The sequence below is a fragment of the Microbulbifer aggregans genome (genome assembly GCF_001750105.1).
Taxonomy (GTDB): Bacteria; Pseudomonadota; Gammaproteobacteria; order Pseudomonadales; family Cellvibrionaceae; genus Microbulbifer; species Microbulbifer aggregans.
In genome coordinates this window covers 20565-41617 of record NZ_CP014143.1, presented here as the reverse complement: position 1 = coordinate 41617, position 21053 = coordinate 20565, and the positions used below count along the sequence as shown (strand labels likewise).

Annotated in this window: 17 protein-coding genes and 1 tRNA gene; 8 read left to right on the top strand and 10 right to left on the bottom strand. The window is 61.9% G+C overall.

Annotated features, from left to right (window positions below; genetic code table 11):
• Positions 1-7: 7 nt before the first annotated feature.
• The 5 genes from AUP74_RS00190 to AUP74_RS00170 form a co-directional block, all read right to left on the bottom strand.
• Positions 8-937, bottom strand: a complete 930-nt coding sequence (locus tag AUP74_RS00190; protein WP_069945787.1) for a ribose-phosphate pyrophosphokinase — start codon at positions 935-937, stop codon at positions 8-10.
• Between the two features lie 453 nt (positions 938-1390).
• Positions 1391-1465: transfer RNA gene (locus tag AUP74_RS00185), tRNA-Gln, on the bottom strand.
• 10 nt (positions 1466-1475) lie between these two features.
• The gene (gene ispE / locus AUP74_RS00180) at positions 1476-2360 is read right to left on the bottom strand and encodes a 4-(cytidine 5'-diphospho)-2-C-methyl-D-erythritol kinase (protein ID WP_069945786.1); all 885 of its coding nucleotides are present in this window, start codon (positions 2358-2360) and stop codon (positions 1476-1478) included.
• A 109-nt stretch (positions 2361-2469) separates the two neighbouring features.
• Positions 2470-3117: a lipoprotein insertase outer membrane protein LolB gene (gene lolB, locus AUP74_RS00175; protein ID WP_226999842.1), complete on the bottom strand. Its 648-nt coding sequence runs from the start codon at positions 3115-3117 to the stop codon at positions 2470-2472.
• Complete coding sequence (locus AUP74_RS00170; protein WP_083260723.1) at positions 3101-4948, bottom strand: tetratricopeptide repeat protein; 1848 nt, start codon at positions 4946-4948, stop codon at positions 3101-3103. The genes lolB and AUP74_RS00170 overlap by 17 nt, the downstream gene beginning before the upstream one ends.
• Before the next feature lie 324 nt (positions 4949-5272).
• Between AUP74_RS00170 and hemA the strand changes: the two genes are divergently transcribed.
• From hemA to AUP74_RS00150, 4 genes are all read left to right on the top strand, one after another.
• Positions 5273-6544 (top strand): glutamyl-tRNA reductase, encoded by a 1272-nt coding sequence (gene hemA, locus AUP74_RS00165; RefSeq protein WP_069945785.1) that lies wholly within the window; start codon positions 5273-5275, stop codon positions 6542-6544.
• A 49-nt stretch (positions 6545-6593) separates the two neighbouring features.
• Positions 6594-7679: a peptide chain release factor 1 gene (gene prfA, locus AUP74_RS00160; RefSeq protein WP_069945784.1), complete on the top strand. Its 1086-nt coding sequence runs from the start codon at positions 6594-6596 to the stop codon at positions 7677-7679.
• Positions 7680-7721: 42 nt separating this feature from the next.
• Positions 7722-8555, top strand: coding sequence for a peptide chain release factor N(5)-glutamine methyltransferase (prmC, locus tag AUP74_RS00155; protein ID WP_069945783.1), 834 nt, complete (start codon positions 7722-7724; stop codon positions 8553-8555).
• A 62-nt stretch (positions 8556-8617) separates the two neighbouring features.
• Positions 8618-9520: a cation diffusion facilitator family transporter gene (locus tag AUP74_RS00150; RefSeq protein ID WP_069945782.1), complete on the top strand. Its 903-nt coding sequence runs from the start codon at positions 8618-8620 to the stop codon at positions 9518-9520.
• Positions 9521-9565: 45 nt separating this feature from the next.
• Here the strand turns inward: AUP74_RS00150 and AUP74_RS00145 are convergent, their stop codons facing one another.
• Positions 9566-11014: a succinylglutamate desuccinylase/aspartoacylase family protein gene (locus AUP74_RS00145; protein ID WP_226999841.1), complete on the bottom strand. Its 1449-nt coding sequence runs from the start codon at positions 11012-11014 to the stop codon at positions 9566-9568.
• 152 nt (positions 11015-11166) lie between these two features.
• Complete coding sequence (locus AUP74_RS00140) at positions 11167-12531, bottom strand: MATE family efflux transporter (RefSeq protein WP_069945781.1); 1365 nt, start codon at positions 12529-12531, stop codon at positions 11167-11169.
• Between the two features lie 110 nt (positions 12532-12641).
• Between AUP74_RS00140 and AUP74_RS00135 the strand changes: the two genes are divergently transcribed.
• The 4 genes from AUP74_RS00135 (at position 12642) to AUP74_RS00120 (ending at position 18297) form a co-directional block, all read left to right on the top strand.
• Positions 12642-13289: an HvfX family Cu-binding RiPP maturation protein gene (locus tag AUP74_RS00135; protein ID WP_083260721.1), complete on the top strand. Its 648-nt coding sequence runs from the start codon at positions 12642-12644 to the stop codon at positions 13287-13289.
• A 45-nt stretch (positions 13290-13334) separates the two neighbouring features.
• On the top strand, positions 13335-14894 hold the full coding sequence (gene rhlB / locus AUP74_RS00130; RefSeq protein WP_069945780.1) for an ATP-dependent RNA helicase RhlB: 1560 nt from the start codon (positions 13335-13337) through the stop codon (positions 14892-14894).
• 91 nt (positions 14895-14985) lie between these two features.
• A complete protein-coding gene (locus AUP74_RS00125; RefSeq protein WP_069945779.1) occupies positions 14986-16134 on the top strand; it encodes a hypothetical protein in 1149 nt (382 codons plus the stop codon).
• 153 nt (positions 16135-16287) lie between these two features.
• On the top strand, positions 16288-18297 hold the full coding sequence (locus tag AUP74_RS00120; RefSeq protein ID WP_069945778.1) for an acyltransferase family protein: 2010 nt from the start codon (positions 16288-16290) through the stop codon (positions 18295-18297).
• An 83-nt stretch (positions 18298-18380) separates the two neighbouring features.
• On the opposite strand, the gene cysZ is transcribed toward AUP74_RS00120, so the two are convergent.
• From cysZ to gatB, 3 genes are read right to left on the bottom strand one after another with little or no spacing between them, the layout of a single operon-like run.
• Entirely contained in the window at positions 18381-19220 is an 840-nt protein-coding gene (gene cysZ / locus AUP74_RS00115) for a sulfate transporter CysZ (protein WP_069948594.1), read from the bottom strand.
• A 36-nt stretch (positions 19221-19256) separates the two neighbouring features.
• Positions 19257-19556, bottom strand: coding sequence for a PA4642 family protein (locus tag AUP74_RS00110; protein ID WP_069945777.1), 300 nt, complete (start codon positions 19554-19556; stop codon positions 19257-19259).
• A 38-nt stretch (positions 19557-19594) separates the two neighbouring features.
• Complete coding sequence (gene gatB / locus AUP74_RS00105; protein ID WP_069945776.1) at positions 19595-21046, bottom strand: Asp-tRNA(Asn)/Glu-tRNA(Gln) amidotransferase subunit GatB; 1452 nt, start codon at positions 21044-21046, stop codon at positions 19595-19597.
• Positions 21047-21053: the final 7 nt, after the last annotated feature.

The following is a 21053-nucleotide window of genomic DNA, read 5'->3' as shown; positions in this document are numbered from 1 at the left end:
CACTGAATCAGCGGAACATCGCTGACAGGGATTCCTCGTTGCTGATCCGGCGCACGGACTCGGCCAGCATGGCAGAAAGGGTCAGCTGGCGGATCTTGGGGGCCAGCTCCATCTTGTTGCCCAGCGGGATGGAGTCGGTGACTACCAGTTCATCGAGAACAGAGTTGTTCAGGTTGTCGATGGCATTGCCGGACAGTACCGGGTGGGTACAGTAGGCCACGACCTTCTTGGCGCCATGCTCCTTGAGGGCGTTGGCAGCATTACACAGGGTGCCGGCGGTATCGACCATGTCGTCCACCAGTAGGCAGGTGCGGCCGTTCACTTCACCGATGATGTTCATCACCTCCGCCACGTTGGCGGCCGGGCGACGCTTGTCGATGATGGCCAGGTCGCAGTCCAGGCTCTTGGCCACGGCGCGTGCGCGGACAACGCCGCCGATATCCGGGGAAACGACGACCATGTTTTCGTAGTTCTGGCGCTCGATGTCGTCCAGCAGTACGGAGGAACCGTAGACGTTATCCACCGGTACATCGAAGAAGCCCTGAATCTGTTCTGCGTGCAGGTCCACGGTCAATACGCGGTCGATACCCACGCTCACCATCATGTCGGCGACCACCTTGGCAGAAATGGGCACGCGCTGGGAGCGCACCCGGCGATCCTGGCGGGCATAGCCAAAATAGGGGACCACCGCAGTGATGCGGCCGGCCGAGGCGCGGCGCAGGCCATCAACCAGCAGGATTAGTTCCATCAGGTTGCGGTTGGTGGGCTGACAGGTGGATTGCACCACGAAGACGTCGCGTCCGCGCACGTTGTCGGTGATTTCCACGGCAATCTCGCCGTCGGAGAAGCGCTTGACCACCGCCTCGCCGAGCGGAATTGCCATATGGTCGACAATCTTCTGCGCCAGTTCCGGGTTAGCGTTGCCGGTAAAGACCATTAAGTCAGCCACTGCGAATACCTTTGGTTCTGTTGAGTTCTTTGGGACGTGAAAAGTGTAGATGCCTGTCTGTGTGAAAGCTTGTAGCGCGCGATTGCGTCACCTTTATGCTGTGGCGGCACAGGCGGCCGCGAAGGGGGTCGGGTCTTAACTCGTTTCGTAACCCACTGCGGCGCCTGGGGTACCGCATCCAGCTCGATCTGTTGAGCTGGTCTCCTGAACCCGAAGGGTGAGTTCAAGGAGCTTGAAATGGCTGGGGTGGTAGGATGAGCGTCGCCTAGCGGCTCGCTCGTCTCCGGCGGCCCCGGCCGGTGGACTCGCACTTCGCGCTCGGGGCTGCGCCCCGCCGTCCGTCTACTTCTACTCCGGCGCCCAAACTTGCTTCGCAAATTTGTCGGCTCGAACCTGTCGAGTTACGGAGATCCGATCTGCTCAAGTGCAGGTCGGTGTATATGGCTGGGGTGGTAGGATTCGAACCTACGCATGACGGGATCAAAACCCGCTGCCTTACCGCTTGGCTACACCCCAGTAAATTCTTTCATTTCCTACTGGCGGAAATATGTCTCGCGAGCGCTGTGTGTGCCGGCGAGGTGTCGACGCCGGTGGCGATGAAACCTTGCCATCCATCCGGTCTCTTTTCGAAGACCTTTCGCGCCTCCGACTCAGTCGGGAAAGCGGCGAAGACACAGGCTCCGGTGCCGGTCAGTTGCGCACTGGCAAACTGCTGTAACCACTCCCGAGCTGATTTTGTCTCGGGGTAGAGTTCCTCTACTAGCGCCTGGCAGTCGTTGCCGGCGTGGTTCAGCAGCCAGTCGCTGTCCAGCACCCTGTCGCGAAGGTGCGCTAATGTAATTGCGCCGGAATCTCTTGTCAAACGCGCGTGGCCGAATATCTCTGCCGTACTGATATGGCAGTGCGGAATCAGCACAAGAAAATGCTGTGGTGCAGTTTTCACTGGTACCAGGTGCTCGCCGATGCCCTCTGCCAGAGCGGTGCGTCCGTGGACGAACACCGGCACATCGGCACCCAGCTGCCGGCCCAATGTCGCGAGCTCATTGATGGAAAGGCCGCACTGCCAGAGGTGGTTTAAGCCGAGCAGTGCTGTGGCCGCATCGCTGCTGCCACCGCCGATGCCGCCGCCCGCCGGCAAAATTTTCTCAAGGCGAATAAGAGCGCCCTTTGCTGTACCGCATGCAGTGCGAAGCAGTTGGGCGGCGCGGTAGATCAGATTGTCCCGCTCGGGGACATCGAGACCCGGGGCCTCCACTGACAGAGCGCCGTCACTGCGGGATTCAAAATGCAGCGTGTCACCATAGTCCAGCAACTGGAACAGGGTCTGCAGCTCGTGGTAGCCATCGGGACGGCGCCCGAGAATGCGGAGGAACAGGTTCAGTTTGGCGGGGGCGGGCAGTTGCAGGTGCATGCTTCAACGATTGTGCGGCCAGATAATCGGGCCGCCATGATAGCGGCCCGGGTCGTTATGCGCACTTCGCCCTGATTTGCATCGGGAAAGGTGGATGCGCTCGGGCAAATTAGAGCAGCCACTCCTTGATGACCAGGGTCACTTTGACCGGTCCTGCGGCCTGGCGGGTCTCAGCCTTGATGCGGGTTGGCAGCACATAGGCGCCGACATTCTGGTAGCCGCTGAAATTCAGCTGCCAGCCTGCCTGCTGGAGGGACTGCAGCAGGCCCTGGGCATCCCTCCGCTCGCCGGCTGCGTTGCCCGGTGCTGGCAAGCCCCTTACCCAGTAAAACATTTCGTCCACCGGCAGAGGCCAGCCGAGCGCCAGGGCTGTCAGCTGCGATGGGTTGGCGGCGTGGGTGGTCGGCTCGTCGCCCCGCTTCAAACTGACGCCGGCCGGTGTGCCGTTGATTACGGTTGCACCGGCACCCAGGGGGCCACTCAGGTGTATGCGGTAGTTGGGCTGCGACTGCTGCAGCCAGGTGAGGTTTGCGCTGCCGTTGTCATTGGGAGAGCGCACGCCCAGCTTGCCCTTGATTGTCCATTGCTGCAGCTGCATCACCGGCAGCTCGGGCGCAACAGGTGGTTTTTGCTGGGTCTGGCTGGCACAGGCGGTGAGCAGTGCCAGCATCAATAGTCCGAGCAGCCTGAGTGCAGAGCGGCCTGGTTGCACCTGATAAAGGGTGGCGCGCGGGAGGTACTCAGTGATCGGATACATGCTGCTCCAGGGGTTTCTTGTCTTTCAGTCTTTCCATGGCCGCCGGGATGATGGCGCTGTCGGGGGTGGTCTCCAGCCCCTGCTGCCACACCTGCATGGCACGCTCGCGATTGCCCTGCATCCACAGCACCTCTCCCAGGTGTGCGGCAATCTCGTGATCCGGCAGTTTTTCCAGTGCCTGCTCCAGGTAGCGGACGGCCTCGGCGTGGTTACCGAGACGGTACTGCACCCAGCCCATGCTGTCGATGATCGCCGGGTCATCAGGCTTTAGTTCCAGAGCCCGGGTGATGAGTTCCAGTGCTTCCTGGAGCCGGCTGTCATCGTCGAGGAGTTTGTAACCCAGGGCGTTGAGCAGGGTGGCATTGTCGGGATCGCGGGCCAGCAGCTGGCGCACGCCCTGTTCGAATGCGGCGCTGTTACCCAGTTGCTCGTGAATCAGGGATTGCACGTAAATCAGCCTGCCACTACCGGGATGTTTAATCAGTGCCAGGTCCAGCAACTTGAGTGCTTCGCCGGGGTGGTCGTATTTCCGCAGCAGGTTCGCTTCGATTACGAAAAACTGCTCGGACTGATCGGGGTGGCGCTGCCGCAGCTCGGAAAACCACTGTTCACTCTCCCCGGTTTTGCCCACTGCTGTCAGCAACTCCGTACCACGGGTGATGGCCTCCATATAATCACTGCCGGGCGCTACCTTGCGGTAGTGTGCGGCGGCGCGGAGCGGGTCTCGGGCCTGCTGGGCGATGGTTCCGAGGTAGAAATGCGCGGCGGACTCGTGCTGCTCCAGTTCCAGTAGTCGCTGCAGAAGCGGTTCTGCGGCGACAAAATCCTCGCTCTCCATGCGGATCAGGGCCAGTGACAGAATCAGGTTGCCATCGGCCGGGCGCTGTTCCACCAGCGTGGTGAACTGTTCTTGAGCCTGCTCCAGGTCTCTGTTGACCAGCAGGCGGGCGTACTGCAGCCGGATGCGGGTCTCGCGCGGATAGCTGCCCACCAGCCTTTCAAGCAGTGCGACGGCCTCGTCCTCTCGCTCCATATCGACCAGCAGGTGAGACCTCAGCAGGGGCGCATCCAGTATTGTCGGGTGCTGTTCCTCGACCCGGCGTACGATAGCCAGGGCGCCCGCGTAGTCCTCTGCTGCGCGCAGCATCATCGCCAGGGCCAGTGCGGCTTCGCCATTGTCGCGGTGTTTCTCTGCTAGCCGGCGGAATTCGGGCGTGATGCGCTTGACCAGATCCGGGTTGGAGACGGCGGTGGCGGCCAGGGACTGCAGCGGTGCATCGCCGCCCAGCGCCAGAGCCTTTTCCGCGTGTACCAGCGCCTGGTCGAGTTCGCCGGCCAGTGTTAGCTCCGCAGTGGCTGTCAGCTGGGCTTCCGCCTCATCCGGTTCCAGCTCCGCCCACAGCTGTGCGGAGCGCAATGCGGCGCGGCGGGCGTTGAGGAAGCGGGCGATGCGGGTGGCGCGAGCAGCAACACCCGCGTCCCGTGTGCTCTGGGCCTGGTGATAGTAATTGGCCAGGGCGACTTCGAACTGTTCGCGGTTGCCGGCCACCTCGGCCACCAGCAGGGTGTAGAGCGTCTCGACTGGGAAAGCGCGTGCCGGAGTGGGTTCTTCGACCGGCTCAGGCACTATTTGTGCGGTGGTCGGTGCGGTCTCCACGGCCTTTATACCGCTGGGTGATTCACTGGGCAGGGCAATGGGGGCGGCTTCTCCCGTCTCGATCTCTGGTTGCTGCTGGACGCAGGAGGAGGCCAGCAGGCCGCCTAGCAGCAGAATGGCCGTGGTTTTGAGAGGCCGGACTCGAGAGCGGAGGGCTGGTAGAGCAGGTCGCATAGGGGTGTCCGTACGTTATGGCCGCACCTTTCCCGGTGCGATATGGTGACTCGGCCCGCGGGCAAGCTTATGGCTGTGGGGGCTGGCGTCTGGCGCTTGCCCTTTGCCCGTCTGGTACCGCCCTATAATTCTAGACGCGATTTTGCAGGTGCGGCCCCGCCGGTGAGGTCGCAGGTGTCAGCTCGCCACTGGGCAAAATCCCGCATCTCCGCGGCGCGCGCTTGCAAGCCGGGCGGTCCGCCGGGAAAATGCGCCCCCCGGAGCCCCGCATTCGCGTGCCTCCCGGCCAGATTTCAAGACTGCCAGCAACATCGACGGGAGCCTATGCCAATCCTCGCCCTGGGTATCAACCACGACAGCGCACCGATCGAGGTGCGCGAGCGGGTGGCATTTGCCCCGGAAAGCATGTCCGGCGCCCTCGGTGATGCGCGCCAGGCCCTGCAGTGCCCGGAGCTGGCGATCCTCTCCACCTGCAACCGCACCGAGATCTACGGTGAAGTGACGCGCGAGCGTCTTTTGCGCTGGCTTTCCGATTACCACCGGCTGCCGCTGGAGCAGCTCAGCAGCTGCACCTACAGCCACAGCGGTGAGGAAGCGGTCCGGCACATGATGCGTGTGGCCTGTGGGCTGGATTCCCTGGTTCTGGGGGAGCCGCAGATTCTCGGCCAGATCAAATCTGCCTACGCGGTGGCGCGTGAGTCGGGCGCTGTGGGCAGCCTGCTGCACAGCGTGTTTCAACAGGTATTTGCCGTTGCCAAGCGCGTGCGCACAGAGACGGCAATCGGCGAAAATCCGGTCTCCGTGGCTTACGCAGCGGTGTCCCTGGCTTCACGGATCTTCACGGATCTTGGCCGGCAGACCGCGCTGCTGATTGGGGCCGGCGAAACCATTGAACTGGTTGCGCGGCACCTGCGGGAGCAGGGCGTCACCAAGCTGATTGTGGCCAACCGCACCCTGAACCGCGCCGAGCAGCTGGCGAAGGACTTCGGTGCCGAACCCATTCTGTTGGCGGATATCCCCGAGCACCTGGCGCGAGCGGATATCGTCATCAGTTCCACGGCCAGTCAGCTGCCAATACTTGGCAAGGGCGCCGTGGAGACGGCGCTCAAGGCGCGCCGGCACAGGCCGATGTTTATGGTGGACATCGCCGTGCCGCGGGATATCGAGCCCCAGGTGAACCAGCTGGATGATGTCTACCTCTATACGGTGGACGATCTGCGCGGCGTCATCGACGAGGGGCGCCGCTCGCGGGAAAAGGCCGCTGAGGCGGCTCATGACATCGTCGATCAGGCGGCGGCGGAGTTTATGCGCCAGCATCGCGCGCTGGAGGCCGTGGATACCATCCGCAGCTTCCGCCAGCGCGCCCAGGCCATCGGCGACGCGGAACTGGCACGGGCCTTGTTGCAGCTCGACAAGGGCGGCGATCCAAGGCGACTGCTGGAGCAGCTTGCCCGCTCGCTGACCAATAAATTGATTCACGCCCCGACCGTGAGCCTCAAGCGGGTGACCGCCGAGGGCGATGCCGAGCGCTTGCAGCTGGCCCGGGAAATTGTTGGCCTCGAGTCCGAGAGCGTCGACCCGGATTCCCGGGACTGATAGGCGCGGTGCCCGGAATGTCCGGGTCATTATTGAGAAAACAGAACGAATGAAAGAGTCGGTACGCAATAAACTGGAAAATCTCGTGGATCGCCATGAGGAGGTATCCGCCCTGCTGGGGGATGCCGAAATCATCAGCGACCAGGACCAATTCCGCGACCTGTCCCGGGAATATGCCGAGTTGGAGGAAGTGGTGAAATGCTACAACCGCTATCGCCAGCTGCAAGACGATATGGCCGCCGCCCGGGAGATGCTCGAAGAGAGTGATCCGGAAATGCGCGAAATGGCCAGGGAGGAGCTCTCAGAGGCCGAGGAGCAGCTGGAGCCGCTGGAGCGCGATCTGCAAACACTGCTGCTGCCGCGGGATCCCAACGACCGCAAGAATGTATTCCTGGAGATTCGCGCCGGCACCGGTGGTGACGAGGCGGCGATTTTCTCCGGCGACCTGTTCCGCATGTATTCCCGCTATGCGGAGCGGCAGGGCTGGCGGGTGGAGATCATCAGTGAGAACCCCGGCGAGCATGGTGGATACAAAGAAGTCATTTCCCGGGTCGCCGGCGAGGATGTCTATGCGAAGCTGAAATTCGAATCCGGCGCCCACCGGGTGCAGCGGGTACCGGAGACCGAGTCCCAGGGCCGCATCCACACCTCCGCCTGTACTGTGGCGGTAATGCCGGAGCCGGACGAGCGTGAGGCCGTGGATATCAACAAAGCGGACTTGCGCGTCGACACCTACCGGGCCTCCGGTGCTGGCGGCCAGCACGTGAACAAGACCGACTCTGCAGTGCGCCTTACCCACCTGCCAACGGGCATCGTTGTGGAGTGCCAGGATGAGCGATCCCAGCACAAGAACCGGGCCAAGGCCATGGCACTCCTGCAGGCAAAGCTTTCCAGCGAACAGGAGGCCGCCGCGGCAAAGGAAATCTCCGATGCACGCCGCAACCTGGTGGGCAGTGGCGACCGCTCCGAGCGTATCCGTACTTACAACTACCCCCAGGGCCGCGTCACGGACCACCGCATCGGTCTGACCCTCTACAAGCTCGATGAGATCATGCAGGGCGCCCTCCACGAGGTGATCGACCCTCTGCGCACCGAGCATCAGGCGGATCAGCTCGCTGCCCTTGGGCAGAGCTGAGTCGGCCGTGCCCGCCATTGTTTCCCTGGCAGGAGATCCCCTGTGACGACGGTCAAACAGAACCTCAGCCGCGGTGGGGAGTTGCCGGGCAGCGATTCGGCCCGCCTCGACCTGGAGGTGCTGTTGGCCCATCTGCTGGGGCGCTCCCGCACCTGGCTCTACACATGGCCTGAGTACGAACTGTCGGAAAATGAGCAGCGTCAATTCGACGACCTGCTGATCCGGCGTGCTGCCGGTGAGCCGGTGGCACACCTCACCGGTGAGCGGGAATTCTGGTCGCTGTCGCTGCAGGTGGACGCCTCGACCCTGATTCCGCGCCCGGATACTGAGCTGTTGGTGGAGACGGCACTGGCGCTGTGTCCCGCGACACCGCAGCGTGTCCTGGATCTGGGTACCGGCACCGGTGCCATTGCCCTGGCCCTGGCCTCCGAGCGCCCTGCGTGGCAGTTGCTGGCGGCGGAGAAATCGCCGCGCGCGCTGGCGCTGGCGGAGCGCAACCGCAGTAATCTCGGTCTCGACAATGTGCGGATCGTCGAAAGTGACTGGTTTGCACAGATCCCCCCGCAAACCTTTGACTTGATTGTCAGCAACCCCCCCTATATCGATGCCGCAGACCCCCACCTGGACGAGGGTGACGTCCGTTTCGAACCGCGCTCGGCGCTGGTGGCCGGGCGCGAGGGGCTGGCGGATATCGAAGTGATTGCAGCCGCGGCAATCGACTATCTCGCTCCTGGCGGCTGGCTGATCGTCGAGCACGGCTGGCAGCAGGCCCCGGCTGTGCGCGTGATCTTTGAGGATGCGGGGCTGGTGTCGATCGAAAGCCGCAAGGATTACGGTGACCGCGAGCGGCTGACCCTGGGGCGCCGCCAGTGTTAAATTGGCGTCAGCACTGAAGTCGCCATAGGGCTAACAGAGCCATAGCAAAGCAGGCAGGGAGCATGCACGAACACGTCCACCATCGCCACGGCAGTGGCCATCTCCGCCCCCTGGTCTGGGGACTCGTAATCACCTTTGCATTTGCCCTTGTGGAGGCCGTCGGCGGCTGGCTGTCGGGATCGCTGGCGCTGATGGGGGATGCGGGCCATATGGCCACAGATGCCCTGGCCCTGGCCCTGGGGGCAGTGGCGGCGCTGTTGGCGCAGAAGCCCGCGGACCGGGAGCTGTCTTTTGGTTGGGGGCGGGCAGAGGTGTTGGCGGCGGTGGTGAACGCCCTGTTCATGCTGCTGATCATTATCGCCATCGGTGTGGCAGCGATCGACCGTCTGCGCACACCGCAGCCGGTTCAGGGTGGCACCGTGATGGTGATCGCCGCCATCGGCCTGGTGGTGAACCTGGCGGTGGCCTGGGTGCTGCACCGCGGCGAGCAGACGCTCAATATCCGCGGTGCCCTCCTGCATGTGATGGGGGACCTGCTGGGATCGGTGGCGGCGCTGATGGCCGGCGCGGTGATCTACTTTACGGGCTGGACTCCCATCGACCCGATCCTGTCGCTGCTGATCTGCGGCCTGATTCTGTTTTCCAGCCTGCGCCTGCTGCGGGACTCTATCGATGTGTTGATGGAACGGGTGCCGCGGGAGCTGAGCCTGCCGGTGGTGGGGCAGACCCTGGCGGCCGTCGACGGTGTGCGCTCCGTCCACGACCTGCATATCTGGCGTTTGGACAGCAGCACCATCTCCCTGTCCGCACACATCGTTGTTGATGACCTGCAGGCCTGGCCCGGGGTGCTGGATCGATTACGGCAGACGCTGATTCAGCGCTTTGATATCGACCATATCACCCTGCAGCCGGAGCCGCTGCAGGGGGGCAATGTGGAGATTGTCGACCGCGTGTCTGATCTGTGAGACTCGTTTGAGCGCGGACTTCGCGGTTTCTTCTCCCGTTGACTGTTACTCATCGTCGCTGTCCGGATCGGCCGCTTCCGGTTCATCGCCTGCATCGGCGGGAATGGCTTCGGACTCCGGCAAAGCCGGTTCCTCTCCTGTCGGCTCACCGTCTTCAGTCACCACATCTGCGGGCTTAGGCTCGCCGGCATCGCCATTGCCCTGATCGGTTTCCTCTTCCGAGGTCACTTCCGCAGTAACCTCCTCGGGGGCGCTGATCTGCTCTTGCGGAGCCTGAATGCCGATGTGGTAGGCGGCAAAGCCTGGCTGCACCACCTGGTTCAGTGCCATGCCGAGGACGCGTCCGTTGTGTTCTGAGCGGATTTCGGTGCGCACATTGGTGATCGGATTGGTGACCGTGCCCAGCAGGTCACCTTTGCGCACGAACTGCCCCAGTTTCACCTTGCTGAAAATCATGCCGCCGGTCGTGGCACGCTGCCAGGTGGAGTTGTAATAGACCGGCTCCGGGTCACCCCAGAGGCGGAACTTGGCCACCATATCCAGCTGGTGCAGCAGGGTGCGAATGCCCTTCACGCTATGGCTGACTGATGTCTCGTCGAGGACCATCGGCGCCCCGGCCTCCAGGGTCACGGTGGGAATACCCGCATTGACCGCGGCCCGCCGCAGGGTGCCCTTGGCGCCATCGCTGTGCAGCACGACGGTGGAGCCGAAGCCCTTGGTGAGCTTGACCACCTTGGGGTTGGTCAGGTCACCCCGCAGCTGGGGCAGGTTGGTGCGGTAGAAAGAGCCCGTGTGCAGGTCCACGACGGCGTTGCAGTGGACGATGATCTCGTGGAAGAAAGAGTGGGCGATCCGCGAGGCAGAGGATCCGTTCGGATCGCCGGGGAAATGCCGGTTCAGGTCCCGCCGATCCGTCAGGTAGCGGGAGCCGCGGTGAAAACCCTGCAGGTTCACAATCGGCACGCCGATTACGGCGCCTTTCAGCGTTTCCGGATCCAGGTTGTACAGCACTCGGCGGACTGTTTCTATGCCGTTCAGTTCATCACCGTGAACGGCGGCGGTCAGGCACAGTGTCGGTCCCGGTTCGGCACCATTCACCACCAGTACCGCCGTGGAACTGTAGACGCCCTCGAAGTGCTGGCTGGGAGACCAGGCGAGGCGGGTCGAGGTGGCTGGGGGGACTTCGGCGCCCAACAGGCGCAGCGGCTTGGCGCCGGCAGCTTCTGCTGGCGGAATCTCTTCCTCGGTGGTTTCCGCCTGCTCGGCGGCTGCGGGTTCCTCGGCAGGGGATTCGACCGGTTGGTCCAGCGGAATACTCTCCGCCTTCTCCAACTGCTGGTCGAGTTCCTGAGGCTCCGGCAGTTCGGTCTGCATGTCAGTACCCTCGGGATCGTCAGCGTCCTCGGTGCTCCAGGCGGGGTAAGCCGCCAGCACCAGCAGTGCTGCGATCAGTTGGGCGAGATTTCTGGGGCTCATGCGCGAGCGCAATTGCATTGAATAACTCCAGTTCGTTGTTGCTCGGTCGGCAAAGCCGCGGTTGGTGTACGGGCGCTATTTTGCACACCGGCTGACGGTTGGAGCGCGAGTATAGCGAAAGCGTTCCCCAGTCCGGTGACAGACTAGTGAAACTGTGGGGCAGCACTCAGTCATTTTGTTGTTCCCACAGCGCCAATCGCGATAGCGCTGGTGCGTCGCAGGCGCAGCCCCAGCAGGATGCAGGCGACGCCAAGGCCAATACAGATCCCGGTCCAGTAGCCGTACACTCCCCACAGGTGTTCCCCCAGCCAGTAGGCGCTGGTGAGCCCCACCAGCCAGTAGGAAAAAATCTGCATGTACATCGGCACCCGGGTGTCCTTGTATCCCCGCAGCGCGCCCCAGGCCATGGCCTGGGCCACGTCCACGATCTGGAAGGCCGCGCACAGCAGCAGCAGATTGGTGGCGATGGCAATGATGTCTGTGTTACTGGTGTAAGCCATGACGAATAGGTAGCGCAGCGCGATCAGCAATACGCCGGTGGCAGCCGCATAGAGCAGGCCGCTGCCGACACCCACGATGCTGGCGAAGCGCGCTCGTCTGGGGCGCTGCTGGCCCAACAGTTGCGCCGTGCGGATGCTCAGTGCCTGGGCCAGTGCCAGTGCCACCAGGTAAAAGATGGTGCCCACATTCATGCCGATCTGGTGAGCGGCGACGATGGTGGCCCCATAGGGGGCCAGCAGAATTGTCAGGCTGGCAAAAAAGGTCACCTCGCTGGCCGCACCGATGCAGATGGGCAGGCCCACGGCCAGCAGGTGGCGCTGGGTCGGCCAGTGTGGTCTGGGCGGTAGCAGCTGCAGCTTGAGTTTCCTGTAGGCTGGATCGCGGCCTGCATGCCAGAAGAGGGCAATGGCAATACACCAGCTGACCAGGCTGGTGGCCCAACCGCAGCCGGCACCACCCATGGCGGGAATCGGTCCGGCGCCGAAGACCATGATGATATCCAGTGGAATGTTGAGGACCGCGGCCGCCAGATAGATCCGCATCACCGGCCGTACCTGGCCCATGCCCTCGCAATAGCCCCGCAGGGCTGTTCCCAGTGCGAACGGCAGTGTGCCCGTGGCCAGTGCCAGCAGGTACTGCTGCATCACCTGGCGCACCGGTTCCTCGGTATCGATCCACTGCCCCCACCAGGGCGCGGCCAGCAGCAGCGCGACGACTATCAGGCCGCCGATCAGTGCAATCCATTGGGCCTGCTGGAGTTGCCGTGCACAGCCGGCTTCATCCCGGGCACCGCGTAGGTGGGCGACCAGTGGCGAGACCGCAGCCAGCAACCCAATCAAGGTCACGGCGCAGACCGCCCAGATGCTGGATCCGAGCGCCAGTCCGGCCAGGTCCACCTCCCCCGCGCGCCCCGCTACCAGCGTATCCGTGACGCCCATGCTGACCACCGCCAGGTTACTGACCACGAGGGGGCCGCCCAGGTGTGCCAGATGTCGCAGTTCGGTGGTGGAAGCGCGAGGGTAGATCCTGAACATGGTGCTGCGCCGGGGCTATGGTTCCGTGAATGGGGCTGGTGAAAGAGGCCGGTCGCTGAACCGACTAATGCACCACTTGGCGCACGGTAAGCTGAAAAAGAGGCTGAATTATGAATAAGGCATTGCGCGGCATCAATGCGTTTTATCGGGTATTCCTGCGGCTAGTGGGGCGCTTCGACTGGTTGGGTCCCCTGGCTCTGCGCCTCTTCCTCGCGCCCATTCTGATCCTCGCCGGCATGAACAAGCTGGGCAGCATCGAAGAAGTGGCCACCTGGTTTGGCAGCCCGGACTGGGGGTTGGGGCTCCCGGCTCCCTACCTGATGGCCTGGCTGGCGGGACTGACGGAGCTGCTCGGTGGTGTAGCCCTGCTGGTTGGCCTGGGGGTGCGACTGGTTGCCGTCCCCCTGATGTTTGTGATGGCGGTGGCTGCAGTGACTGCGCATTGGGAATACGGCTGGCATGCACTCCCAGAGCAGACCCTGACCATGCCCTGGGAGTGGCGCGAAGACCTCATCGAGGAAGCTGTGGTGCGCAGAGACAAGGCCCGAGAGCTGTTGCAGGCTCACGGCAACTACGAATGGTTGACCGAGGCGGGCAGTTTCACGGTGCTGAAAAACGGTGTCGAGTTTACCGCCACGTATTTTGTCATGTTACTGGCATTGCTGTGCTCGGGGGGTGGGCGCTGGGTGAGCCTGGATCACTGGTTGTGCCGGGCGGCCAGGCGCGCTAGCGGCAATTGCAGTAGTCAAGGCATATAGATGATATACTCGCCGATTATTTGACCATCTAAGCGAGTATTACTCTTGATAGGAAAGTTGTTTCGCCGTTCATCCTCGGCGCCAGAAGAGCGCAAGACTACCGAGTCCGCAGCAAAAAACGAGGGCCGTGACGAGCAGCGTGCTCGGGCCGCGGGCGGTCGGGCCGGCGAGGAGAAGAAGCGCTCGGGCAAGGGCCCACGCGGCGGGGACAAGGCGCCAAATGCAGGCAAGCAGCAGAAATCTGAAAAGTCCCGCAAGTCTGGCGAGAAATCCCGCGAGCGCCGCGGTGGCCGCAAGGGCGGTGGTGACAGCAAGCCCTGGTCGCTGGCAGATTTCCCCGTGCCGGAACAGGAAGGCAAGGTACGTTTCCACGACCTCGGCCTGCCGGATGAGCTGATGCACGCGATCCAGGACCTGGGGTTCCAGTATGCCTCCCCCATTCAGGGCCAGTCCCTGCCTCATACCCTCAATGGTCACGACCTGGTGGGCAAGGCCCAGACCGGTACTGGCAAGACGGCGGCATTCCTGGTCACCATCATCGACGACCTGCTGAAACACCCGATCGAGGGTGAGCGATATGCGGGAGAGGCCCGCGCGCTGGTCATCGCCCCGACCCGTGAACTGGTGATGCAGATTGCCGACGACGCCAAGGCGCTGTGCAAATATACGGACCTGGAGATCCACACCCTGGTTGGTGGTATGGACTACGCCAAGCAGCAGCGCAATCTGAATGAGCGGTTCGTGGATATCCTGGTGGCCACACCGGGTCGCCTGCTGGACTTTGCCGGCAATCGGGACTGCTATCTGGATCAAGTGGAGATCCTGGTCATCGACGAGGCTGACCGGATGCTGGACATGGGCTTTATCCCCCAGGTTCGCCGCATCGTGCGCCAGACCCCGCGCAAGAGCCACCGCCAGACCATGTTCTTCTCTGCCACTTTCACGCCGGAGGTGGATTCCCTGGTAGAGCAGTGGACCGACGAGCCGGTGATCGTGGAGATTGAGCCCGAGCGTGTGGCCACTGACTCCGTTGAGCAGCACGTTTACCTGGCGGCGAGCGATGAGAAATACACGCTGCTTTACAACATTCTCCAGCGCGACGAGGTGGACAGCCTGATCGTGTTTGCCAACCGCCGTGACCAGTGCCGCCGGTTGCACGAGCACCTGCTGGCCCACGGTATCTCCGCCGGCCTCCTCTCCGGTGAGATTGCGCAGAACAAGCGTGTACGCACCCTCGAGGATTTCAAGACCGGCAAGTCGAAGGTACTGGTGGCTACCGATGTTGCGGGCCGCGGTATCCATATCGACGGCATCAGCCACGTGGTGAACTTCACCCTGCCGGAGGAGCCGGAGGATTACGTGCATCGTATCGGCCGTACTGGCCGCGCTGGCAAGACCGGAACCTCGATCAGCTTTGCCTGTGAAGACGATGCCATGCGACTGGAACCAATCGAGGCGCTGCTGGGTCAGAAACTCAAGTGCGAGCAGCCCCCGGAAGACCTGCTGGCGGAACCGCCCAAGGTCAAGGTCAAGCGCAGTGATGACGGCCGGGGAGGTCGTCGTGGTGGCGGTGGAGGTGGCGGTGGTCGCCGGCCTCGCCGCTGACGGAAAACGCGGGCTGTGCCCGCGTTTTTTTTGTTTGGCCGGGTATCATGGAACGATGGCCTGCCCCGGATAACAACCTGTTCTCGATTCCATGCGTACGCTTTTCCTCCACATCGGCTTTCACAAGACCGGATCGACCTCCCTGCAGTTGGCATTGAGTCGTGCCGGGGACCAGTTGCTGGCTGAGGGCTTCGAATTCGCTTCCCTTGGCAAGAAGGGCAATTCCTCTGGAGCGATCGACGTTCGGAAGTCCGATGGTCGGGTTTCCTACGCGTTGAATGACCGATTTACAGAATTGCTGGGTTCCAGCCGCTCGGATCGGGTTATCGTCTCTGCCGAACACCTGTCTTTTCTACATGAGGCCGGGCAGGTTGAGGCGGTCCGGCGGATCTGCCGGCAGTACTTCGATCACACCGTTGTGATTGTTTACCTGCGCCGCCAGGATCGCCAGGCCATTTCTTTCAAGCAGCAGGCGGCCAGAGGCTGTGAACGGGACCGTAGCTCCTCCAGCAAGTTGCTCGGCCATGCACCCGGGGCCTTCCCCTCGCTGACGGACAGCGTCAGAACCTATTACGACTACTGCGCCAAGCTGCAGCTCTGGTCAGAAAGCTTCGGTGAAGAGGCATTGCGGGTTCGTCGCTTCAACGCGGCAGACCTGAAGGGGGGAGACATCGTCTCGGATTTCACATCCCTGCTGGGATTAAAGGCCGAGCTGGAACCCTGCCGAATCAACGAGTGTGTTTCCCGCAAGGAGTTTCTGCTCAGTCACCGGCTTATTGGGCTGGGCCTCGATCCGCGACAGCTCAATAAGCTCAAGCCGTTGATGCAGAAGGGTGAGACCCGGCTGGTACCCGCCCGGAACACAGCGGTGGAATTTTTTCAGCAATTTAGCGTTAGCAATCGTGAGCTGAACCGTCTGTTTCTGCCCCACCCCTCGGGCCAGGCCTTTAGCGATGACTTCAGCAGTTACCCGGAAGTCGGTAATGATCAACTGGAGTTCGCAGACATCGCGGAGTGGTCAGCTGATTTTTTCCGGGCCGGCTTGCGTGAGCCATATGCGCTGAGAGATGCCCTGTTGATCGAGCCTCTAGACCGGCTCAGTGAAGCTGTCGGGCCGGAATCGGTTGAGGGACAGCAGATTCTGTCATTGAGGCAATGCCTCGGTGAGACTGCCGCAGTGACCCCTGAAGGCAAAAACTGGTGGGCACGGCTGCGACAGCGCAAACGCCACGGACGCTAGTTCGGTCTACCTTTCGAAGGAATGTCCGGTTCGGGGATCGAGTCGGAAATGCGCAGTGATAGTGGTTGCGAAGTTTCGTATAGGCCGGCGCGCCAGGGATTGGTCTGTTAAAAATCTGATTTAAAGTAAACAGTTAGTCTCTGGTTATCTCCTTTGAGTAGTCTTACTTACCGTCGCGATATCGATGGATTACGTGCTTTTGCGGTTTTGCCGGTTCTCTTTGCACATGCGGGTTTGCCGGGATTCTCCGGCGGGTTCGTCGGTGTGGATGTTTTTTTTGTTATCTCAGGATTTCTGATCACCGGCATCCTGATGCGGGAAATCGGCGAGAGCCGCTTTTCCCTGGCAAGCTTTTATGAGCGCCGGGCGCGGCGCATCCTGCCCGCACTGTTTGCGGTCGTTATCGCCTGCATTGGTACGGGTTGGTTTGTATTGCCCCCCGAGCCCTTCAAGGAGCTGGCGCAGTCGGTGCTGGCGGCCATGCTCTTTGTCTCCAACTTCTGGTTCTGGCAGAGCACCGGCGACTATTTCGGGGCAGACGCCGAGTGGCAACCACTACTGCATACCTGGTCGCTGTCAGTTGAAGAACAGTTTTACCTCGGCTTTCCGTTGCTGCTCTGTCTGTTGGCGGCCCGCGGCCGGCGTTCCCTGCTATTCGGTGTTGGATGCCTGTCCTTCCTTTCCCTGTTGTTCTCGATATGGGCTACGAAGGCCCAGCCTTTGGCCAACTACTTTTTTAGCCCGACCCGGGTATGGGAGTTGGGGGTGGGAGCACTGATCGCACTGGGCGCCCTGCCTGCAGCCCGTCAGCGCTGGCAGGCGGAATTGGCGGCCGCCTCCGGGTTGCTGATGATCCTCGCCGCGGTATTGCTCTATGATTCTGCCACCCCCTTTCCGGGGCTGGCCGCGCTGTTGCCCTGCGTCGGTGCTGCAGCATTGATCTGGGCCGGGGGGCAGGGGGCGACCTTGACCGGCCGAATGATCGCCTGGTCGCCATTCGTCTTTGTCGGACTGATTTCTTACTCACTGTACCTGTGGCACTGGCCGGTACTGGTGCTGTTCCGCCTGTTGCACGGTACTGCCGAGCTTCCGCTCTTGCTTGCCGTGCAGGCCATTGTCCTTTCTCTCTTGCTCGCCTGGCTCAGTTGGCGTTTTGTAGAGGCACCTTTCAGGCTGCCGTTTCCTGTTGGTATGTCACGTCGCAACCTTGTGCGGACGTGCGGCGCAATGGCTACGCTGATAGTCGCAGTTTCGCTGGCGATCAATGTGAACAAGGGGGTGCCGAGCCGTTTGCCGGATGATCTCTTCGCCTCTTACCGCGATGCCATCGAGCGCGCTCCTGAAGAGCGCCGTTGCATGGGGCGGCTGCCTGCGGACGGGCTGTGCGAATTCGGCACTGCCAGTGGTGAAAACAACAGTCCGGATTACCTGCTGTGGGGGGATTCCCATGCCGGTGCGTTCCTGCCGGGATACCAGCTCTGGCTGCAGGATCGGGGGCACCGGGGTGTGGCCGCTGTGAAGTCTGCCTGTGCACCGCTTTTGGGAGTGGTGCGGGTGGAAATGGGGCCAGCGCAGGATTGCGATAGCTTCAACGCGCAGGTGATCGAGATGCTCGAAAGCCGCGAGGATATCGGCACGGTGATTCTGGTAGCCCGCTGGGCTCTGGTGGTGGAAGGCAGCCGTTCGCCCGGTGAAAGTGGTCCGCCTGCCGTCATGGGACTGGCTGGCGATGCGGCAAGTGTCAGTGCAAACGCTGCCATGGATCAGGATCGAGGCAACGCAGAGCTGGTGGCAAAGGGCCTCGCCGAAACCGTGTCGCGGATACGCGCAACGGGGCGTGAGGTTTTGATCGTGGAAAGTACTCCCGAGCTCGCTTTCTCGGTGCCAATGGCCATTGTCAGCGCCGAGTTTGCGGGTGCGCAACTACAGGCTGCCCCAACGCGGGAGGAAGTGGAGGCCCGCAACCAGCGGACTAACGCCATTTTTGATGTGTTGGTGGAGGAGTTTCAGGCTCAGCGCGAGAGCCTGGTGCCGGACCTCTGTCGTCCCCGCTGCCAGATTCAGGCGGATGGCACCCCGCTTTACCGGGACGATGATCACCTGAGTACTTTCGGGTCGGAACAGCTGGTGCCGGTTCTTCTCGACCGGTTGCCGTCCGGCTGACAGCCCTGGATCAGCGAGTATCGGTAAAGGGATCGATGTAGGCCCTCGCCATAAAAAAACGCGGGCAGGGCCCGCGTTCCTCATCACTGTAGTTCTTGCCTGGAAGGCAGCCCTGCGCCGGGGTCGCCTTCTTTACGCAGGCGCTCTACCCAAAGTACCGTACCGCCCGCTACGGCTGCCGGCATTACGAAGATATTCAGTACAGGGACCATCTTCGCCAGCATGACTGCCCCGCCAAAGCCCAGCGAGGTGAATTTGCGTCGGCGCAGTACGTTCTTCAATTCTGAAAATGGGCGCTGGTGATTGTCGAGCGGGTAGTCCACATACTGGATGGCCATGCACCATGCGCCCCAGAGTCCGCCAAGCACAGCTGGAATGAATACGGTCCAGCTGGTCAGCATGGCGATGACCAAGATGACGATTCCCCAGCCAAGGAAATACATCAGCTTGCGCAGCTCCCGGCCGACCGTACGCCATATCATGGAGTGTATTGGCTCGGAAGGGGGCGCATGTCCTGTGAGGAGCTCCTCGACCTTCTCGGCCAGGAAACCATTGAACGGTGCGGCAATGATATTGGTGATGATGCCGAACGCGTAGCCGTAAACAAACAGGAAAAGCAGCACAACCGCGATCGCTATCAGCCAGGCCAGCCACTGGAAGGCGTCGGCAGCCCAGGCAGCGCCCTTGGCCATGATGGCCCGCCACCAGGACATGTTTTCGGTGTTGACCGGGGTATGGGAGAGCAGACTGCTGAGATAGTCAGCCAGCCCGCTGATCTGGGACAGCATCAACGCCGTCAGCCCGATAAAGAGCACCAGGTTGATCAGCAGCGGTACGATGATAAACGGACGCAGCTCCTTGCGGGTTAGCAGACGGGCGCCGCTAACCAGTGCATCGAGACCGTGGGTCGGGTTGGATGTCATGGACATATCCTCTGCAGTTGCTGGGCTGCTGGCTATTCAGGTCTCGGCGCCAGCGGCGCGCAGAATATCGGCATAGTCGCTGCTCTGCCGGTGTTCACTGATCCGGGCCAGCAGGGTTTGGCCCTCGCTGTTGCTTGCATTGAGATCCCCTCCCTGAACCAGGAATAGCTGCACGAAGGTGGCGAAATCCTCGGCTTTCATACCCCGGTAGGCGCGCTCCAGCAGGTAGAAATCACGATCCAGTCCCTCGGGAGCCTCCCCGACCAGGAAGCCGGCGATGCGATCCTTGTCGAAGGTTTCTCCGAGGACTTTCTGCTTGTCTTTTTTGAGACTCAAAACTGACTCCTTGCGGTGCGTCTTCCCGGGCACTGCGATCAGAGCAGCGCGTCCAGTTTTTCCTTGAGAATTTTGTTGATGACCTGCGGGTTGGCCTGGCCCTTCGATGCCTTCATGATCTGGCCAACGAAATACCCCATCATCTTTGGTCGCTTGGCTTCGTCTGCATTGCGGTAATTTTCCACTTGGGCCGCACTATTGGCGATCACCTCGTCCACCATCTGTTCGATGGCGCCAGTGTCCGATACCTGTTTCAGTCCCCGCTTTTCGATCACCGTATCGGCGTCCCCCTCGCCATTGGCGATGGCTTCGAAAACCTGCTTGGCGATCTTACTGGAAATGGTGTTGTCGACGATGCGCTCGATGAGGCCCGCCAGTTGTGCAGCACTGACCGGCGACTGCTCGATGCCAATTTCCTCGCGATTCAGCAGAGCCGCGAGCTCGCCCATCATCCAGTTAGCCACCAGCTTCGGCTGGCCGCACTGTCCTGCTGCGGCTTCGAAGAATTCTGCGCTGGCGCGTTCCTGGGTCAACAGGTCGGCATCGTAGGCGGACAGACCATATTCGCTGGCAAAGCGCGCGCTCTTTGCGTCCGGTAGTTCTGGCAGTTGCTTGCGGATGGCCTCGATATAGTCGTCGTCGAGCTCCACTGGCAGCAGGTCGGGGCAGGGGAAGTAGCGGTAATCATTGGCCACTTCCTTGCTGCGCATCGAGCGTGTCTCGTTCTTGTCGGCATCGTACAGGCGGGTCTCCTGGACCACCTGGCCACCGTCCTCGATCAGGTCGATCTGACGTTGTGCCTCTATCTTGATGGCTCGTTCGACGAAGCGGAATGAATTGATGTTCTTCAGTTCGGTGCGGGTGCCGAGTTCCTCTTCACCTTTCAGTCGCACCGATACGTTGGCATCGCAGCGCATGGATCCCTGGGACATGTCGCCATCGGAAATGCCCAGGTAGGTGACGATGCTGTGAACTTTCCTCAGGTAGGCCACTGCTTCGGCGGCACTGCGCATGTCTGGCTCGGAGACGATCTCGATCAGCGGCGTACCGGCCCGGTTCAGGTCGATGCCGGACATGCCGTGAAAGTCTTCGTGTAGCGACTTGCCGGCGTCCTCTTCGAGGTGAGCGTGGTGCAGACGCACTTTCTTGCTGCTGCCATCCTCGAGATGAATTTCGATTTCCCCGGAGCCGACAATGGGCTCTGCCAGCTGGGTGGTCTGGTAGCCTTTGGGCAGATCCGGGTAGAAATAATTCTTGCGCTCGAAGACCGAGCGCTTGCCGATCTCCGCGTTCATGGCCAGGCCGAACATGACGGCGTAACGGAACGCCTCCTCGTTCGGCACCGGAAGGGTGCCTGGCATGGCCAGGTCGATGGCGCAGGCCTGGGTGTTGGGGGCTGCGCCGAAGCGGGTGCTGGCACCGGAGAATAGCTTTGACTGGGTGGAGAGCTGTACGTGCACTTCCAGCCCGATAACGATTTCCCATTCCATGTGATCG

Coding starts and splice junctions, on each gene's coding strand:
- AUP74_RS00125 (WP_069945779.1), top strand. CDS start 14,986: ATGCGTACGCTTTTCCTCCACATCGGCTTTCACAAGACCGGATCGACC.
- AUP74_RS00190 (WP_069945787.1), bottom strand. CDS start 937: ATGGTCTTTACCGGCAACGCTAACCCGGAACTGGCGCAGAAGATTGTC.
- prfA (WP_069945784.1), top strand. CDS start 6,594: ATGAAAGAGTCGGTACGCAATAAACTGGAAAATCTCGTGGATCGCCAT.
- gatB (WP_069945776.1), bottom strand. CDS start 21,046: ATGGAATGGGAAATCGTTATCGGGCTGGAAGTGCACGTACAGCTCTCC.
- ispE (WP_069945786.1), bottom strand. CDS start 2,360: ATGCACCTGCAACTGCCCGCCCCCGCCAAACTGAACCTGTTCCTCCGC.
- hemA (WP_069945785.1), top strand. CDS start 5,273: ATGCCAATCCTCGCCCTGGGTATCAACCACGACAGCGCACCGATCGAG.
- AUP74_RS00150 (WP_069945782.1), top strand. CDS start 8,618: ATGCACGAACACGTCCACCATCGCCACGGCAGTGGCCATCTCCGCCCC.
- lolB (WP_226999842.1), bottom strand. CDS start 3,117: ATGTATCCGATCACTGAGTACCTCCCGCGCGCCACCCTTTATCAGGTG.
- AUP74_RS00170 (WP_083260723.1), bottom strand. CDS start 4,948: ATGCGACCTGCTCTACCAGCCCTCCGCTCTCGAGTCCGGCCTCTCAAA.
- AUP74_RS00135 (WP_083260721.1), top strand. CDS start 12,642: ATGAATAAGGCATTGCGCGGCATCAATGCGTTTTATCGGGTATTCCTG.
- AUP74_RS00145 (WP_226999841.1), bottom strand. CDS start 11,014: ATGCAATTGCGCTCGCGCATGAGCCCCAGAAATCTCGCCCAACTGATC.
- AUP74_RS00140 (WP_069945781.1), bottom strand. CDS start 12,531: ATGTTCAGGATCTACCCTCGCGCTTCCACCACCGAACTGCGACATCTG.
- cysZ (WP_069948594.1), bottom strand. CDS start 19,220: ATGACATCCAACCCGACCCACGGTCTCGATGCACTGGTTAGCGGCGCC.